The organism is Microbacterium aurantiacum (genome assembly GCF_002872075.1).
GTDB classification, from domain to species: domain Bacteria; phylum Actinomycetota; class Actinomycetes; order Actinomycetales; family Microbacteriaceae; genus Microbacterium; species Microbacterium aurantiacum_A.
The window spans coordinates 206,343-224,018 of sequence record NZ_PGGU01000005.1; the positions used below are offsets into that span (position 1 = coordinate 206,343).

A 17,676-nucleotide genomic window follows, 5' to 3' on the forward strand; every position below is an offset into this window, starting at 1 on the left:
CGCACCTCGATCAGGCGGCCGCGAACGACCGCGCGAGGAGCGGCCGGGTGGCGCGGGTGCTCACCCACACCACGCCGATACCGACGGCGACCACGAGCACGATCGTGAGCAGGGATGCCGGAGCCGTGACGAGCGCCAGTCCGAGCAGCGGGAGTACGAGCGCGCCGGCGCACAGCGCGGAACCGATCGCGGTGACCAGCAGGGGAGACATGATCGCCCTGCGGCGTGCGCGGTCGACCGTGTCCAGCGGCATGCCCAGGTGATGGAGGCTGCGATGCAGTTCACGCTGGTCGAGGATGTCCGAGGCCTGGTTCACTCCGACGGACGCGGCCACCATCAGGAACGATGCGACCAGCGTGATGACGAGCCCCGTGCGCATGTCGCTCGCCAGCGCCAGGTCATCCGTCGCGGCGTTCTCGGCGCTCATCACATTCATCAATGCGACGCCGGTACCGGCGAACACGGCCATGAAGCTGGCCATCGCGATGCCGCCCACCTGGCGCCAGGCCGCCTTGGGTGAGTCCAGGACGATCCGGGCGGCGAGGAGACGATCCGGCTGTTCGGCGCGTCGCAGCTGGCGGCGTGCGGCGATCTTCAGCGCCCAGGGACCGACGACGTTCAGCACCGCGAGGGCACCGGCGAAGAGCGCGGCCAGGATGACGATCATGGCGACGATGCCGCCGCTCGAGGGGAAGAACCGGACGAGCGCGACGGTGATCGCGACGACGCCGACCGCGATCACTGCGCGGATCCAGTGCGCGCCGGACGGAGCGGTGCGCATGCGAACGCCCAGCGGTGAGACGACCACTCGCCGGAGCCCGACCGCGGCACTGACGGTGGCGAGGAGCAGCACTCCGCCGAAGACGGCCGCGATGAGCGGCGGCGGAAGCACGACGGCTGAGAAGCCGAGAGGCTGGCCTCGGAATGGGATGAGGCCGATCAGCGGGCTGATGGCGACGTGGCCGAGAACGCCGGCGACCGCGCCGACTCCGGCGACCAGCATCGACTCGACGACGGTCGCTGCGGTCACGCCGCCCGGAGAGACGCCGAGGAGCCGCAGAGTGGAGAGGCGCTCGTCACGGCGCCGAGCCGAGAGACGGGCGGCTGCGCCGCCGAGGCTCATGAGCGGGACGATGAGGAGCACCAGCGCGGTCGCCGCGAGCATCTGGTAGATGGGCGCGTAGTCGTCCGTCCAGCCCCAGAAGGACTGCGCACCGCCGATCACGGTCAGCACGAGCGTCGTCACGATGCCGAAGGCGATGATTGGGAGGGCGAGGACAGCACCCTGGCCGGGAGCGGGGCGGAGGAGGAGGGCGAGAACCCGCGCGTTCATGCCGCCACCGCGGCCGAGATGATCCGGCCGTCGCGGACGGCGACGGTGCGCGTGCACCGGCCGGCGACCTCTGCGTCGTGGGTGACGACGATCAGGGTGCGTCCCTGACCGGTCGTCGACCACAGCAGCGCATCCATGACCTCATTCGAGGTGTGCGAGTCGAGGGCTCCGGTCGGTTCGTCGGCGAAGACCAGCTCGGCGCCGGTCGCCTGGGCGCGGGCGATGGCGACTCGCTGCGCCTGGCCACCCGAGAGCTCACCGATCCGACGATCCTCCATTCCCGCGAGCCCGAGGGCCGCGAGCCAGGATGCCGCGTGCTGCACGGCATCCGCGCGCTTCACGCCGTTGATCATCGAGGCGAGCGCGACGTTCTCGACGGCGGTGAGCTCCGGGATGAGCAGCCCCTGCTGGAAGACGAATCCGAACCTCTCCCTGCGCAGTCGTGAGCGGGCGCCCTCACCGAGCTCGTTGACCTCCATCGCCGCCCCGGCCGCCGGGCGGAAGGTGACCCGCCCCGAGTCCGGGGCGATGATACCGGCGAGCACATGCAGGAGCGTCGTCTTCCCCGAGCCCGACGCGCCCATGATCGCGACGGATTCACCGCGATGGATCGCGAGGTCGACCCCGGCGAGCGCTCGAGTGGAGCCGAAGCTCTTCGTGAGGGCGTGGGCTTCGATGACAGGTGGATCGGAGGTGGCGGCGTTCATGCTTCCAGCCTCGTCGGGGCCGGTAGCGGTGTCGTCGGCCCTGAGAATGAAGAGAGGGGACAGGATCTCATCCTGGAGGATGAGATCCTGCCCCCTCAACGTCGGTTCAGAGCTTCTTCTGCCACGCGCCCGCGTAGGAGACCGGCACGAAGCCGATCGCCTCGTTGATGTCGAGCATCGGACGGTTCTCCTCGGCGTTGAAGGTGGAGACCGTCGGGGACTCCGGCGCGAAGTCACGCCAGCGCAGCAGGTTCGCACACTTCACGATGGTCCCGAGGCGGTGGCCCCGATGCTCCTTCAGCACCAGGGTGCCGAGTTGGTGTGTCGTGGTCGACCGGTCGGCGCCGACGAGGAGTTCGTTGTAGGCGACGATCGTTCCGGACGGCACGTGTTCGACCGCCGAGACCGAGACCGTCTGTCCCGCGCCGGTCAGCCGGCGATCGCGACGGACGACTCGGTCTTCGTCCCAGTGCTCCGGATCGATCTCGAGTTCGCCCGTGGGAGCATCCGTCGAAAGCCGCGACAGTGCGGCGGCGTAACCCGCGCGCAGTTCGGGCGGAGTCGGCAGCGTCCACGAGAACTCCCGGTACGCCGCTCCGGCCGCGGCCTGCGCCGCAGCGAGCGCATTCTGCACGGCGGCGGTGTCGCCGTGCAGGTCGAAGGCGCTGTTCCGTTCCACCTGCTCGAAGCTGAAGGCGTTCGCCTCGAACAGATCCGACAGCCTCGTGGCCGGGACGCTTCCCCATCCCGTCTTCGGCGTCAGCGTCCGGTCCGACTCCGCCGGACGATGCAGCGTCCAGGTCTGCAGGATGTCGCGACCACGGGCGCGTGCCTCGGACTCCGCCAGGGAAAGCAGCGCCCCTTCCACTCCCTGTCCCCAGAACTCGCGCGGGACGAGGATGTCGATCTCCACGGTGCGAGCGCCCGCCTCCTGAGGGTACGAGGTCGTCACCATGCCGACCGTCACGCCTTCGCGGCGCGCGACGAACCCGCGGTTCACCGAGTCGGTGTCGTCGAGCCAGCCGAGGAGCAGCTGACCGGCGTTCGGTGAGAGGTCGGGCAGTCCGACCTCTTCGTCGCAGATCTGCCGGCTCAACTCGCCGTACGCGACGAAGTCGGCTGCATCGGCGGCGTCCAGCGTCGCCGGAACGGTGAGCGGCGTGATCGTCAGCGTGGTGGTGGTCGTCATGTCAGTACCTTCTTCCAGGCGCCCTCATAGGCGATGGGGGTGAAGCCGATGGCTTCGTTGATGGAGAGCATCGGCCGGTTCTCCTCGGCGTTGTACGTGAGGACGCGGGGAGACGCCGGAGCGACGCCGGCCCAGGACAGCAGTGCGGCGCACTTGACGAGCATGCCGAGGCGATGCCCGCGGTGCGTGGAGAGCACGAGGGTGTCCTGCTGATGCGTGACCGCGGTCAGGTCCTGGCCGATGGCCAGCTCGTTGAACGCGCACAGCTCGCCGGTGGCGATGTGCTCGGCTGCGGTGACCTGGACCGTCTGACCGCCGTCGAGGAAGCGCTGATCATGCCGGGCGACTCGCGCCGCGTCCCACTTCTCCTCGTCGAAGACGAGCTCGGCAGCGGGAACGTCCGTCGACATGCGCGACTTCATCCAGGCATAGCCCTCGATGCGCTCGGCCGGAGTCGGCAGCATCCACTGCACCACTCGGTAGCCGTCCGCGGCCGCCTGCGCCTGACGCATCAGGCCTGTGACGTGCTCGCGGGTCTTCTCGCCCAGCTCGAGCGAGCTCACCCTCTCGACCTGCTCGAGAGCGAACCCGTGACGCAGGTAGAAGCGCGCGACGTGATCGTGCGGGATGGTGCCGAATCCGGTCGGCGAGCTCAGCGTCGGCCCGGCGGAGGCGGGCTGTTCCGCCCACGACTGCAGGATCGAGCGGCCGTGCTCTCGAGCCGCGGCTTCGAGGTGCGGCCAGATGGCGGTGCCTATGCCCTGACCCCAGACGTGCGGGTGCAGCTCGATGAGCACATACGCGATGCGAGAGCCGGTATCCATCGGGAGATCGACCATGGCGCGGCCGACCATCTCCCGGCCGATGCGCACCGTCCAGATCAGGGTCTTCTCGTCCTCGTCGGAGGAGATGACCGGAAGCAGTTCCTCCGGTGTCATGTCCTGATCGTCGCGGCCGGTGATCGCCCGATAGACGGCGTTGCGCACCTCGGTGAATTCGCGCAGTTCGGCGGAGCCCGCTGCATCCGCCCGTGCCGGGGGCACGAACGGATGCAGCGTGGCGTTCTCCGTGAGCGGGATGCTCATTTCGGTGACCTCCAGGTCAGCGCAGCTGTCGCTGCAGGTCGTAGGTGAGCAGTGCGTACCGTTCCAGGGGCAGGCGGTTCCGCTCTTCGAGAAGCAGCAGACCCAGCTCCTGGGCACGTTCGGCGCGGCGCTCGGCGCGGCTCTGCGCCTGCTGCGCACGCAGCAGCAGCCAGACGCCGAGCCGGAGGGAGAGCCGATCCGTCAGTGCGAGTTCGCGACGGTCGGCCGGGACGGATATCTCGAGGACCGTGAGGTCCTGCGTATCGGGCGGATGGGATTCGCTGCGGGGCAGCGTGAGGGTGTTCACGAGTTTCTCGTTTCAGAGTCGGTTGTATACAGGTTGATGTGCGTTATGCACGGGTGCGCAGAGGATGCGCGGGGTGCGCAGGATGCGCGGCGGATCGCAGGATGCGGGGCGCGACGCAGGATGCGTCGGGCGTGGATGTGCTGCTCGTTGCGGAGCATGCAGGATCGACGATCCGAAGACCAGTCGATGGCGGTGGTGCCGGCAGGGCGGAGAAGGCCCGTACGGGCAGAGTTCTCGCGCCGAACTTGCTAAGCGACCGTGACGAGACGGAAGCTGGGGTCGGTCACCGAGAAGGCGGTGCGCAGCGCAAAGGCGCTGTACGCGACAAGGCCTGGGGCCTGTCTACGAGCAGTTGTGATCATCATCGGTAACCTCCTTTCACAGCGATCCGAGCAGTCACGCTAGCGAACGTCTGGTGTGTTCGTCAAGCATCGATCGGCGAGTCCGGTACCGTGAAGTCGTGATCCGTCCTCGAACCCCGCGCAGCAGCGCCAGATGAGCAGGCTGTCCGCATGCATCTGAAGAGCCTGACGCTCAAGGGATTCAAGTCGTTCGCGCAGCCGACGAGCTTCGTCTTCGAACCGGGCGTGACCTGCATCGTCGGTCCGAACGGGTCTGGCAAGTCGAATGTCGTCGACGCGCTCGCCTGGGTGATGGGCGAGCAGGGAGCCAAGACACTCCGCGGCGGCAAGATGGAGGACGTCATCTTCGCCGGCACCTCCACGCGAGGACCGCTCGGCCGGGCCGAAGTCCAGCTGACGATCGACAACAGTGACGGCCTGCTGCCGATCGAGTACGCCGAGGTGACGATCAGCCGGACGCTGTTCCGCAACGGCTCCAGCGAGTACGCGATCAACGGCGAGAACTGCCGCCTGCTCGACGTGCAGGAACTGCTCAGCGACTCCGGCCTCGGACGCGAGATGCACGTCATCGTCGGCCAGGGCCGGCTGGACACCGTGCTGCAGGCGTCACCGGAGGATCGCCGCGGATTCATCGAAGAGGCCGCCGGCATCCTCAAGCACCGGCGCCGCAAGGAGAAGACTCTCCGCAAGCTCGATGCGATGGAGGCGAACCTCACCAGGCTCAGCGATCTCGCGGGGGAGATCCGCCGTCAGCTCAAGCCGCTCGGGCGGCAGGCGGAGATCGCCAGGGAAGCACAGACGATCGCTGCCGTCGTGCGCGACGCCAAGGCGCGGCTCTTCGCCGACGACGTCGTGGCGCTGCGCACAGCGCTCGCGGATCACACCCGCACGGAGCACGAACGTCACACCGAGCGCCTGGTCCTCTCCGATCAGGCAGAAGGAGTGCGGGCGGGCATTCTGCGGCTCGAGCAGGATCAGAATTCAGTCGCGGTCGACAAGGCACGCGGCATCGCATTCGGGCTCGAGCAGGCGCAGGAGCGGATGCGCGGGCTGTTCACGCTCGCCAATCAGCGGCTCGCGCTGCTGGGCTCCGAGGAAGACGATGCGGCCGTCACAGCCGTCACCGTGACCCAGAGCACGATCGACGAGGCGAAGGACGAGATCACCGAGATCGCCGCGGGGCTCGGCGATGCGCAGGATGCTGCGGCCGCAGCCAGTCGCGAGGTCGTGAATGCCAGGGCAGAACTCGACACGCTCGACGTGGACATCGCCGAACAGAGCGCCCTGGTCTCCGAGTACGACATGCGCCTCAGCGCGCTGCGGGGCACGGCGGATGCGGCGGCCTCCGCGCTGGCCGCGGTCCGTGGAGCGGTTCTGCGGCAGGAGAACGCATTGGAGGCGGCGAACACTCGCCGCCGCGAGGCGGCGGACGCACTGGACGCCATCGAGCTCGCAGAGGCGCCGGAGGGCACGGCAGCCGAGCATTCGGCCGCATACGAGAGTGCTCAGCGTGCGGCGACGGCGGCGGAGGGCGAGCGGGAGACCCTGCGGGAACGTCTGCACGCTGCTGAGCGGGAGGTCGATGCGCTGACGGCGAAGGCGGCGGCCCTCGGCAGCGCCCTTGCGATCTCGGGCGGCGCGGCGGAGATCGTCAAGGCCGGTGGGGACGGAGTACGCGGCCTCGTCGGCGACTCTGTGCAGGTGCGTGCCGGATTCGAGGCGGCTGTGGCGGCTGTGCTCGGCTCCCTGGCCGAGGGTGTGCTCGTCGACGGCGCGTCCGACGCCTTCGCCCTGGCCGCGGATGCCGCCGAGCAGCGCAGGGGAGTGGTCGACTTCGTGATCGCCGAAGCGCTGCGACCGACGGTGGATCTGCCGCGGATCGCCGGCGTGACGCCGGCCGTCGACACGGTGACGGCCCCGGACGGGGTGCTCGGCATCCTCTCGCATGTGCTCATCGCCGACGACCTCGATGCTGCGCGTGCCGCGCGGAGCGCGCTGGACTCCACCGGCGACACCACCACGACGATCGTCACGATCACCGGCGACGTGATCACGGCGCAGACTCTGCGCACCAGCTCAGGAGGCGAGCGATCACGGCTCGAACTCGCAGCTGAGCGCGATGCGGCGTCCGAGCGGCTCGCCGAGGTCCAGGTCATCGTCGATTCCCTCCGCGAGGCGCGCGAAGACGCGAATGAGGCGGTCGAGACGACGAGGCGGAATGCGAAGGAGGCGCTGCGGCTCCTCCGTGAGCACGACGCCGCCCTCGCAAGCCACGCCGAGCACGTGAACCGGGTCACGGTGCGCCATGAGTCGGCTGTCGCCGAATGCGAGCGGCTCGAATCCGGGCTCGGTCAGGCCCAGGCGGCTGTCGCGGATGCTGAGGCGAAGGCCGAGAAGGCGAAGGGAGAGCTCGACGACGCGATATCCGCTCCGCGCCCTGTGCTCGACGCGTCCGCCCGCGACGGCCTGCTCGAGGCTCTCGAGCAGGCACGGGAGGGCGAAGTGCGCGCCCGGCTGGAGATCGAGACGCTGCGCGAGCGCGTGCGTGCTGCGCAGGCGCGGGTCGCCGGCCTCGAGCGCCAGCGCGAGCACGAGCGCGATGCAGCTGCCGAGGCCGCTCGCCGCGCGGTGATCCGGCGTGCACAGCGCCAAGCTGCATCCGGAGTGGTCGAGGAGCTGCCCAGGATCCTCGATTCGCTCGACCGGTCGGTCACCGAGGCACGCGTGGCGCTCTCAGAAGCCGAGACAGCACGCTCCGCGCAGAACGAGGAACTCACCGCGCTCCGTGCACAGGAGACGTCACTGCGGGAACGGCTGGCCGGGCTCACCGAGAGCGTGCACGGACTCGAACTGCAGATCCACGAGAAGAAGCTGCATCTGACGAGCCTGCTCGAGCGGGTGGCGTCCGAACTCGCCCTCGACGAGGACATCCTCGTCGCGGAATACGGGCCGGATCAGGCGGTGCCGCGCGATCCCCTCGCCGTCGTCGAGGACGGCGCTGACGACGACACCGCCATTCCCTTCGATCGCCGCATCCAGGAGCGCCGACTCGCCGAGGCGGAGCGCAAGCTCGCTCAACTGGGACGCGTCAACCCGCTCGCCCTGGAGGAGTTCGCAGCGCTCGAGCAGCGTCATGCGTTCCTCACCGAGCAGCTCGCCGACCTCACGCAGACGCGTCAGGATCTGCTCACGATCATCGCCGACCTCGACGAGCGTATGCAGACGATCTTCGCGGACGCCTTCGAAGACACCCAGCGGGCCTTCGGCGAGGTGTTCCCGCTCCTCTTCCCCGGTGGTTCGGGCAGCATCTGGCTCACCGATCCAGAGAACATGCTCACCACGGGCATCGAGGTCTCGGTGCGCCCCGTCGGGAAGAAGATCGAGCGGCTCTCGCTGCTGTCCGGCGGCGAGCGGTCGCTCGCGGCCGTCGCGCTTCTCGTCGCGATCTTCAAGGCGCGCCCGAGCCCGTTCTACATCCTCGATGAGGTCGAGGCGGCACTCGACGATGCGAACCTCGGGCGCCTGCTCACGGTGTTCGAGCAGCTCCGCGAGAGCTCGCAGCTTCTGGTGATCACGCACCAGAAGCGCACGATGGAGATCGCCGACGCGCTGTACGGCGTGTCCATGCGCCAGGACGGCGTCTCCGCCGTCGTCGGCCAGCGCGTCGGCGACCGCGCCGCCGCTCGCTGAGCCGCGGCGCTCACCTTCAGGGCTCGAGTGACGCCCGGACGGCGTCTGCGCCGCGCCGACCCGCGCACGAAGACCCGTTCGCGGATCATCCCAGGATGCTACCCGTAGGCTGGAGCCATGGCGGAGAAGTCTTGGTCCCTCGGTCGCGCTCTGCGCGGCATGTTCGTCAAACCCACCATCGACGAGACGACGTGGGAGGACCTCGAGACCGCACTCATCACCGCCGACTTCGGTCCTGACATCAGCGAGCGGGTAGTCGAGGAGCTGCGTGAGAAGGTCGACCGCTACCGGACGACGGATCCGCAGGATCTCCACCGGATGCTGCGCGAGACGCTCGAGGAGCACTTCGCCAAGTTCGACACCACGCTCAAGCTCACCGAGCGTCCTGCCGTGGTGCTCGTGGTCGGCGTGAACGGCGTCGGCAAGACGACCACGATCGGCAAGTTCACGAAGTTCCTGCGCGGCTACCAGCGCAGCGTCGTGGTGGGTGCGGCGGACACCTTCCGCGCCGCCGCCGTCGATCAGCTCGCTACCTGGGCGCAACGCGGGGGAGCAGCGATAGTCCGCCCCCAGCAGGAGGGTCAGGACCCGGCGTCCGTCGCGTATCAGACCGTCGAGTTCGCCCAGCGCGAGGGCATCGAGATCGCGATCATCGACACCGCCGGCCGTCTGCACACCAAGGGCGGGCTGATGGACGAGCTGTCCAAGATCCGTCGGGTCATCGAGAAGCAGGCGCCCATCAGCGAGGTGCTGCTGGTTCTGGATGCCACCACCGGCCAGAACGGCGTCCTGCAGGCCGAGGCCTTCCTCGAGCACGCGGGAGTGACCGGTCTTGTGCTCACGAAGCTCGACGGCTCCGCGAAGGGCGGCTTCGTCCTGGCGGTGCAGGAGCGCACCGGCATCCCGGTGAAGCTCCTCGGGCAGGGCGAGGGGATCGACGATCTCACCGGTTTCACCCCGCATGTCTTCGTCTCCACCCTCGTCAACTGACGACGGGACTACCGCGGCACCCAAGAGACTGGTTTCATAGCGTTATGGCGATCGAACACGACTACTTCGGACTCCTCTCGTCGGGGCCCGACGGATCGATCTTCTGGTCCGAGACGGTGGAGCTCGGTGACCAGTCGGTCACCGTCGACCTCACCGCCCCTGACCAGGAGGACGTATCGCCTGAGGCTCTCGACATCGCCGCATCCCTCATCTCCGGTCTGGAGAATGTGGACGCAGTGGCGCGACGCGGAATGCTCGCCGAGGTCGATGACCGGGCCAGTGAGGTAACCGAGTACATCCTGCAGCAGCAGGAGGTGTACGGCGAGGAACTGGCCGAGGTGCTCGTCGACGTCAGCGGTGACCCGGCGGTCGACATCATCCGCTCGCTCCGCCTGATGAGCATGACGATCCTCGCCGATGAGCACGGCGGCTCGGAGCCGTTCGCGGTTCTCGAATATGCGCTGGATGCCGACTCGACCGACGACGTACTGCTCGTGAATCTCGGATCCGACGGCAGCGTGCAGTCGGTGATGAGCGCGGACTGACCTGCGTCAGACCGCCTGCGCGAAGCCCAGGTCGGCGCTCTCCGCGATGTGTGCGAGGTGCGGCGGGATCTCGCGGCCCTTGGACGCCATCGACTGCGCCCACAGGCGTCCCGCACGGTACGACGACCGCACCAGCGGGCCGGCGAGCACGCCGAGGAAGCCGATCCGCTCCGCCTCCTCCTTGAACTCCACGAATTCGGCGGGCTTCACCCAGCGGGAGACCGGCAGATGCCGAGGGGTCGGACGCAGGTACTGCGTGATCGTGATGATGTCGCACCCGGCGTCGTGAAGGTCCTGCAGCGCCTGAACGACCTCCTCCGGTTCCTCGCCCATGCCGAGGATCAGGTTCGACTTGGTGATGAGACCCGCTTCGTGGCCCTGTGTGATCACGCTCAGGGATCGCTCGTACGTGAACGCGGGGCGGATCCTCTTGAAGATGCGCGGAACCGTCTCGACGTTGTGCGCGAAGACCTCGGGGCGGGCATCGAAGATCTGCCCCAGGAAGGCCGGGTCGGCGTTGTGCTCGTTGGCGAGCAGCTCGACGCCGGTGTTCGGATTCAGCTCATGGATCTTCCGCACCGTCTCGGCGTTGAGCCACGCACCGGTGTCTGGGAGATCGTCGCGGGCCACACTCGTGACCGTCGCGTAGCGCAGGCCCATCTGCCGCACGCTCTCGGCGACACGACGCGGCTCATCGGTGTCGTAGTCGTCGGGCTTGCCGGTGTCGATCTGGCAGAAGTCGCAGCGCCGCGTGCACTGGGAGCCCCCGATGAGGAACGTCGCCTCCTTGTCCTCCCAGCACTCGAAGATGTTCGGGCAGCCTGCCTCCTGACAGACCGTGTGCAGTCCCTCTTCCTTCACCAGGGAGTGCAGGGCCGTGTACTCGGGACCCATCTTCGCCTTGGTGCGGATCCACTCGGGCTTGCGCTCGATCGGCGTCTCCGCGTTGCGGATCTCGAGGCGCAGGAGCTTGCGTCCCTCCGGGACGGCGACGCTCATGCGGCGACCCCCGCGTACTCGGCGAGGAACGCGGTCGTCACGCTGTCGACGACGTCGGCGGGGGAGACATCAGCGCCGACCACCTCGCTCACGGTCGTCACACCGGCATCCGTGATGCCGCAGGGGATGATCCCGCGAAAGCCGGCGAGGGTGTTGTCGCAGTTGATCGCGAAACCGTGCATGGTCACTCCTTGCTGAACGCGCACGCCGATCGCGGCGACCTTGTCCTCGGAGAGCGGTCGGCGCACCCACACCCCGCTGCGACCCTCGACCTGGTACCCGTCGACGCCGAACGGGCGGAGCACGTCGATGAGGATCCGCTCCAACCGTCGTACGTGCGCCACGACGTCCATCGGCTCGGGCAGTCGCACGATGGGGTAGCCGACGAGCTGCCCGGGGCCGTGCCAGGTGATCTTGCCGCCGCGGTCGACGTCGATCACGGGCGTGCCGTCCTGCGGACGCTCCTGCGGCTCGGTGCGCTTTCCGGCGGTGTACACGGCTTCGTGCTCCAGCAGGATCAGTGTGTCAGGGCGGCTGCCGTCGACGACGCCCGCATGGACGCGTCGCTGCAGGTCCCAGCCGTCGGTGTACGGGACGAACTCCGGCGCGATGCCGGCGTTGAGGATGTCGAGCATGCTCGCAGGCCCTCTTTCAGTCATTAGTTGGATGCGGTCTAACAATACTCCTCCGTGCCCGGCTCGGCTCGTGGCGCGACGCGCGGTAGCGTGAGGGGATGACCAGCACGAGTCGGGCGGGGCGCCCCAAGGTGTCTTCGCGCGAGACACTCGCCGAAGCGGCGTGCGAGCTCTTCCTCGAGCGTGGTTACGACGCGACGTCCGTCGCGGACATCACGCAGCGAGCTGGCGTCAGCCGGTCGAGCTTCTTCAACTACTTCTCCTCCAAGAGCGACGTGCTCTGGTCGGGGCTGGATGAGCGGATGAACGAGGCGATCGCCTCCCTGGAACTGCTCGGACCGGATGCCGGGGGTGATGCCGTGCGCGGCATCCTGCTTCTGATCGTCCGGGACTTCGCGCCTGATCCTCTCGCTTTGGCGCTGCGCAACGCGGCCGCGATGGGGCTCCAGGAGGAACTGGTGCGCGACACCGGGCTGCGGCACGCCCGGCTCGCGGCTGCGATCGCATCGGCCGCCACCGCATCCGGGATAGACGTGATCCGCGCCGACGTCCTCGGTGCGGCCTATGCCGCCGCGGTGCTGTCCTCTCTGCGGTTCTGGGCCGAGCACGGAGCGGGTCAGAGCCCGCCTGACGCGGCGTTGCGGAACGCCTTCGCGGTGATCCACGACCTCCCGTGGGGGATCTGAAGGCCATCCGAAGCGTGAATGCGACGCGATCTCGCGTGCGCAAGATGGGCTCCGAGCGGCGCTGAGCGTGGCGGCGCCGCTCGCGTAAGATTGATCGCACCATGGCAACCTTTGGCACGCTCTCCGATCGGCTCACCGAGACCTTCCGCAATCTGCGCACGAAGGGAAAGCTCACCGCGGCCGACGTCGACGGCACCGTGCGCGAGATCCGTCGTGCACTCCTCGATGCGGACGTCGCGCTCATCGTCGTCAAGGACTTCACCGCGAAGGTGCGCGAGCGCGCACTCGGCGACGAGGTCAGCAAGGCGCTGAACCCGGCACAGCAGGTCGTGCAGATCGTCAACGAAGAGCTCGTCGCGATCCTCGGCGGCGAACAGCGCCGGCTGCAGTTCGCGAAGACCGCGCCGACGGTGATCATGCTCGCCGGCCTCCAGGGATCGGGCAAGACGACGTTCGCCGGCAAGCTCGCGAAGCAACTGGAGAGCGAAGGGCACACGCCGCTTCTCGTCGCTGCCGACCTTCAGCGCCCCAACGCGGTGAACCAGCTGCAGGTCGTCGCGGAGCAGGCCGGAGCCACCGTCTACGCCCCCGAGCCCGGCAACGGCGTCGGGGACCCGGTCAAGGTCTCCCGCGACGGCGTCGAGCACGCTCGTCGCCACCAGCACGACGTCGTCATCATCGACACGGCAGGACGCCTCGGCGTCGACGCGGAGCTGATGAAGCAGGCGTCCGACATCCGCAAGGCCACGAATCCGGATGAGGTCCTGTTCGTCATCGACGCGATGATCGGTCAGGACGCCGTGAACACGGCGAAGGCCTTCCAGGAGGGCGTCGACTTCACCGGCGTCGTCCTCTCGAAGCTCGACGGCGACGCCCGTGGCGGTGCGGCTCTGTCCGTGGCATCCGTCACCGGCCGTCCGATCATCTTCGCCTCCACTGGCGAGCGTCTCGAGGATCTCGAGCCCTTCCACCCCGACCGCATGGCGAGCCGTATCCTCGATCTCGGCGATATCCTGACCCTCATCGAGCAGGCCCAGCAGGCCTTCGATGAGGAAGAGGCCATGAAGATGGCCGAGAAGCTCGCGACCGAGCAGTTCACCCTGGAGGACTTCCTCGACCAGCTTCAGCAGATGAAGAAGATGGGCTCGATGAAGAAGATGCTGGGCATGCTCCCCGGCATGGGCCAGATGAAGCAGCAGCTGGAGAACTTCGACGACCGTGAGATCGACCGCACCGAGGCGATCATCCGTTCGATGACGCCCGGCGAGCGGCGCAACCCGAAGGTTCTCAACGGCTCTCGGCGGCTGCGCATCGCGCGCGGTTCCGGTATGACGGTGACCGACGTGAATCAGCTCGTACAGCGCTTCGAGCAGGCCGCCAAGATGATGAAGACCGTCGCGCGCGGCGGCACCCCGAACATCCCCGGAATGGGTGCGATGCCCGGAATGGGACGCCCCGGAGCCTCGTCGAAGCGGGGCAAGAAGGGCAAGTCGTCTGGCGGTTCCCGATCCGGCAACCCGGCCAAGCGGGCGGCGGAGAACGCCGGGCTGCCGACCGGTCAGCCCACGGGCTCCGGATTCGGCCTGGGCGGCGGCGCGGCGCAGGCACCGAGCGAGGCCGACCTCGCCGAGATCCAGAAGCTCTTCGGCAAGGGCTGAGCAGGCTCAGCGGCCGACTGTGAGAACCGTCGCCGCGACCGGGTCGGCCAGGGGAGGTTGCGTGGTCCTGGCCGAGCGGGCGAAGAACTGCCCGCCGATCAGGGCGAGGAGTGCGATCCCGAAGCCGATCGCCTGAACCGGCGTGAAGGACTCGCCGGCGACCAGCGTCCCCAGGAGCGTCGCAACGACGGGGGAGAGCAGCGCGAGCAGGCCGGGTGCGATCACGGGGAGCTTCTGGATTCCGCTGAACCAGAGCGCGTATGCGATGATTCCACCAGCCGTCGCCAGCCACAGATAGCCCAGCACCGCTTCTCCGCTGATCGAGGCGGGCGTCCCCTCGATGAGAAGTGCGAGCGGAAGCAGGAGGAGCCCTCCCGCGGAGAGCTGCCACCCCGCGTAGGCGACGGGCCCGACGCCGACGGGCCGTCCCCAGCGCTTCGTGAGGATCATGCCGAGGCCGGTGGCCGTCACGCCACCCAGCGCGGACAGGATGCCCAGAGCATCGAGGCGCGCGGCAGGGCCCAGCACGATGAGGGCGACACCACCGGCTCCGGTCACGGCTGCTGCCGCCGTCATCGGCCTGATCCGTTCTTTCAGGACCAGTGCCCCGAGCGAGAGCACGATGAGCGGCTGAGCACCGGCCAACGCTGCGGCGACGCCGCCGGGAAGACGTTCGGCGGCGAGGAAGAGGAGAGGAAAGAACGCTGCGATGTTGAGCGCGCCCAGTACGAACGACTTGAGCCACCAGCCGCCGCGCGGAAGGGTCCGGCTGATGGCGACCGCGAGGAGACCGGCGGGTAGGGATCGGAGAAGTCCGGCGAACATCGGATGCCCGACGGGAAGCAGCTCAGTGGTGACGAGGTAGGTCGTGCCCCATGCGATCGGGGCGAGGGCGGTGATCAGCACGATGGTCAGGCGGTTCATGGCTCCAGCCTGCGCGACCAGAAGCCATGAGTCCAACGCATGGTTGTCACGCTATCCATGAACCGCCATCATTGATGCATGGACCTCCGGCAACTGCGCTACGTCGTCGAGGTGGCCGATGCCTTGAGCTTCACCCGCGCTGCCGAGAGATGCTTCGTGACCCAGTCGGCGCTGAGTCACCAGGTATCGGCGCTGGAGCGCGAGATCGGAGACAGGCTGTTCGCCCGGTCGAGCAGAAGCGTCCGGCTGACCGAACCCGGCGAGGCATTCGTCCGACAGGCGAGGATCGCGGTGGCTGCCGCGGACGCTGCCCGTGAGGATGCGGCAGCGGCAGCCGGCCGCGTCGTCGGCACGCTCCGCCTCGGAGTGATCCCGACGGTCACGGCCGTCGATCTGCCGGCTCTCCTCGTGCGGTTCCGCGCCGAGCATCCCGTCGTGCGGGTGGAGCTCCAGGTCGGCAACAGCGACGCCCTCGTCTCGGCCGTACAGCGAGGAGACCTCGACATCGCGCTCCTCGGGTTGCGCGAAGACAGTGTTCCGACAGGGGTGGACGTGCGCGCGCTCTCGCGCGAGCGCCTCGTGGTCGCTCTTCCACGCGGTCATCGTCTCGCCGGCCGCGATGCCGTGCTGGCCGACCTCGCCGGTGAGGTCTTCGCGGATTTTCCCGCGGGGACCTCGGGGCGGGCGCAGAGCGATGCCGCGTTCGCCGCTGCCGGCCTCAGTCGCGACGTCGCCTTCGAGGCGGATTCTGCGACCCTCATCCTGGGGCTGGTGGCGGCCGGCCTCGCCGTCACGCTCCTCCCGCCGGGCACCGTCGAGACATCGAATGCAGACGTGGTGCCCGAGCAGGTGCTCGACGGACCCTACCGTGTCGAGTATGTCGCCTGGGGGGCGAGGTCACCTCGCAGCGTGGCACGAGCCTTCCTCGCCGCACTCGACTGAGGGCGCCGCCGTAATCGCGAAAGAGGGCGGACCCGGAGTATTCTCCGAGCCCGCCCTCTCAGCGATGCGAGATCACTTCACGTCGTCGTCGACCCAGTCCATCGACTTCGTGACGGCCTTGCGCCACAGACGCAGCTGGCGGTCGCGCTCGGCGGCGTCCATCGACGGCTCCCAGCGCTTGTCCTCCTGCCAGTTGGCGGACAGGTCGTCCAGGCCGTTCCAGAACCCGACGGCGAGTCCGGCTGCGTAAGCCGCACCCAGCGCCGTGGTCTCGGCGACGACCGGACGGACGACCGGCACGCCGAGGATGTCCGCCTGGAACTGCATGAGCGCGTCATTGGCGACCATGCCGCCGTCGACCTTGAGCTCGGTCAGGTCCACACCGGCATCCGCGTTGACCGCGTCGAGCACGTCGCGCGTCTGGTAGGCGACGGCCTCCAGCGCGGCGCGCGCGATGTGGTTCTTGTTCGCGTAACGGGTGAGGCCGACGATCGCGCCACGAGCATCCGGGCGCCAGTACGGCGCGAACAGACCGGAGAACGCCGGGACGATGTACACCCCGCCGTTGTCCTCGACCTGCTTGGCGAGTTCCTCGACCTCGGGAGCCGAGCCGATGATGCCGAGCTGATCGCGCAGCCACTGGATCAGCGAGCCGGTGACGGCGATCGAGCCCTCGAGCGCGTAGTGCGTCGGTGCATCGCCGAGCTTGTAGCCGACGGTGGTGAGCAGTCCGTTCTTCGAGTGGACGATCTCCTCGCCCGTGTTGAAGATCAGGAAGCAGCCGGTGCCGTAGGTGTTCTTGCTCTCACCGGTCTGGAACGCCGCCTGCCCGAACGTCGCGGCCTGCTGGTCGCCCAGGATGCCGGCGATCGGGGTCTCGCGCAGCAGCGAGGAGTCCTCGCCCCTGCCGTAGACCTCGGACGACGAGCGGATCTCCGGCATCATCGAGCGCGGCACACCGAACGCCTCGAGGATGTCGTCGCGCCACTCGAGCGTCTCGAGATCCATGAACATCGTGCGAGACGCGTTGGTGACGTCGGTGGCGTGAACGCCGCCGTCGACGCCGCCGGTCAGGTTCCACAGCACCCAGCTGTCGGTCGTGCCGAACAGCAGGTCCCCGGCTTCCGCCTTCTCGCGTGCGCCGTCCACGTTCTCCAGGATCCAGGTGATCTTGGTGCCGGAGAAGTAGGTCGCCAGCGGAAGGCCGACGATCTGCTTGAACCGCTCGACGCCGCCGTCGGCCGCGAGGCGGTCGACGATCGGCTGCGTGCGAGTGTCCTGCCAGACGATCGCGTTGTAGACCGCCTCACCGGTGGTCTTGTCCCACACGACCGCCGTCTCGCGCTGATTGGTGATGCCGATCGCGGCGATGTCGTGCCGGGTGAGGTCGGCCCGGCTCAGGGCCTGGCCGATGACCTCCTGGACGTTGCGCCAGATCTCGGCGGGATCGTGCTCGACCCAGCCGGCGCGCGGCAGGATCTGCTCGTGCTCCTTCTGGCCGGTCTCGACGATGCTGCCCTTCTTGTCGAAGATGATCGCGCGGCTGGACGTGGTTCCCTGATCGATGGCGATGATGTAATCAGCCATGGTTGTTCTCCTTTGAAGTCAGAGTGATGAACAGCGG

Annotated in this window: 15 protein-coding genes; 6 read left to right on the forward strand and 9 right to left on the reverse strand. The window is 68.3% G+C overall.

Translation table 11 applies throughout. The annotated features are described in order from the left end of the window. Positions 1–10: 10 nt before the first annotated feature. From CUR96_RS03985 to CUR96_RS04005, 5 genes are all read right to left on the reverse strand, one after another. Positions 11–1,333 carry an FtsX-like permease family protein gene (locus tag CUR96_RS03985; RefSeq protein ID WP_102191984.1) on the reverse strand — a complete coding sequence of 441 codons (1,323 nt, stop codon included), beginning with the start codon at positions 1,331–1,333 and terminating at the stop codon, positions 11–13. Continuing rightward, complete coding sequence (locus tag CUR96_RS03990) at positions 1,330–2,040, reverse strand: ABC transporter ATP-binding protein (RefSeq protein ID WP_102192261.1); 711 nt, start codon at positions 2,038–2,040, stop codon at positions 1,330–1,332. Before CUR96_RS03990 ends, CUR96_RS03985 begins: the two co-directional genes overlap by 4 nt. A 106-nt stretch (positions 2,041–2,146) precedes the next feature. Beyond that, positions 2,147–3,229: a GNAT family N-acetyltransferase gene (locus CUR96_RS03995; RefSeq protein ID WP_102191985.1), complete on the reverse strand. Its 1,083-nt coding sequence runs from the start codon at positions 3,227–3,229 to the stop codon at positions 2,147–2,149. Further along, positions 3,226–4,314: a GNAT family N-acetyltransferase gene (locus CUR96_RS04000; RefSeq protein ID WP_102191986.1), complete on the reverse strand. Its 1,089-nt coding sequence runs from the start codon at positions 4,312–4,314 to the stop codon at positions 3,226–3,228. Before CUR96_RS04000 ends, CUR96_RS03995 begins: the two co-directional genes overlap by 4 nt. Positions 4,315–4,330: 16 nt before the next feature. Continuing rightward, positions 4,331–4,621 carry a hypothetical protein gene (locus CUR96_RS04005; RefSeq protein ID WP_102191987.1) on the reverse strand — a complete coding sequence of 97 codons (291 nt, stop codon included), beginning with the start codon at positions 4,619–4,621 and terminating at the stop codon, positions 4,331–4,333. A 512-nt stretch (positions 4,622–5,133) separates the two neighbouring features. Between CUR96_RS04005 and smc the strand changes: the two genes are divergently transcribed. The 3 genes from smc to CUR96_RS04020 all read left to right on the forward strand — a co-directional run bounded on the left by smc (position 5,134) and on the right by CUR96_RS04020 (position 10,208). Then, positions 5,134–8,673: a chromosome segregation protein SMC gene (gene smc, locus CUR96_RS04010; RefSeq protein ID WP_102191988.1), complete on the forward strand. Its 3,540-nt coding sequence runs from the start codon at positions 5,134–5,136 to the stop codon at positions 8,671–8,673. Between the two features lie 117 nt (positions 8,674–8,790). Beyond that, entirely contained in the window at positions 8,791–9,663 is an 873-nt protein-coding gene (ftsY, locus tag CUR96_RS04015) for a signal recognition particle-docking protein FtsY (RefSeq protein ID WP_102191989.1), read from the forward strand. Positions 9,664–9,707: 44 nt separating this feature from the next. Then, positions 9,708–10,208: a DUF2004 domain-containing protein gene (locus CUR96_RS04020; RefSeq protein WP_102191990.1), complete on the forward strand. Its 501-nt coding sequence runs from the start codon at positions 9,708–9,710 to the stop codon at positions 10,206–10,208. A gap of 6 nt (positions 10,209–10,214) precedes the next feature. On the opposite strand, the gene lipA is transcribed toward CUR96_RS04020, so the two are convergent. Then, complete coding sequence (gene lipA, locus CUR96_RS04025; protein ID WP_102191991.1) at positions 10,215–11,207, reverse strand: lipoyl synthase; 993 nt, start codon at positions 11,205–11,207, stop codon at positions 10,215–10,217. Further along, entirely contained in the window at positions 11,204–11,842 is a 639-nt protein-coding gene (lipB, locus tag CUR96_RS04030; protein WP_102191992.1) for a lipoyl(octanoyl) transferase LipB, read from the reverse strand. The genes lipA and lipB overlap by 4 nt, the downstream gene beginning before the upstream one ends. A 98-nt stretch (positions 11,843–11,940) precedes the next feature. Between lipB and CUR96_RS04035 the strand changes: the two genes are divergently transcribed. Continuing rightward, positions 11,941–12,528, forward strand: coding sequence for a TetR/AcrR family transcriptional regulator (locus tag CUR96_RS04035; RefSeq protein WP_102191993.1), 588 nt, complete (start codon positions 11,941–11,943; stop codon positions 12,526–12,528). Positions 12,529–12,629: 101 nt separating this feature from the next. Next, positions 12,630–14,186 carry a signal recognition particle protein gene (gene ffh / locus CUR96_RS04040; protein ID WP_102191994.1) on the forward strand — a complete coding sequence of 519 codons (1,557 nt, stop codon included), beginning with the start codon at positions 12,630–12,632 and terminating at the stop codon, positions 14,184–14,186. A 6-nt stretch (positions 14,187–14,192) separates the two neighbouring features. Here the strand turns inward: ffh and CUR96_RS04045 are convergent, their stop codons facing one another. Continuing rightward, the gene (locus CUR96_RS04045) at positions 14,193–15,110 is read right to left on the reverse strand and encodes an EamA family transporter (protein ID WP_102191995.1); all 918 of its coding nucleotides are present in this window, start codon (positions 15,108–15,110) and stop codon (positions 14,193–14,195) included. A 78-nt stretch (positions 15,111–15,188) separates the two neighbouring features. Between CUR96_RS04045 and CUR96_RS04050 the strand changes: the two genes are divergently transcribed. Then, positions 15,189–16,052 carry a LysR family transcriptional regulator gene (locus tag CUR96_RS04050; RefSeq protein WP_102191996.1) on the forward strand — a complete coding sequence of 288 codons (864 nt, stop codon included), beginning with the start codon at positions 15,189–15,191 and terminating at the stop codon, positions 16,050–16,052. A 72-nt stretch (positions 16,053–16,124) separates the two neighbouring features. Here CUR96_RS04050 and glpK read toward each other — a convergent pair whose 3' ends face one another. Next, positions 16,125–17,639 carry a glycerol kinase GlpK gene (gene glpK / locus CUR96_RS04055; protein ID WP_102191997.1) on the reverse strand — a complete coding sequence of 505 codons (1,515 nt, stop codon included), beginning with the start codon at positions 17,637–17,639 and terminating at the stop codon, positions 16,125–16,127. Between the last annotated feature and the right edge of the window lie 37 nt (positions 17,640–17,676).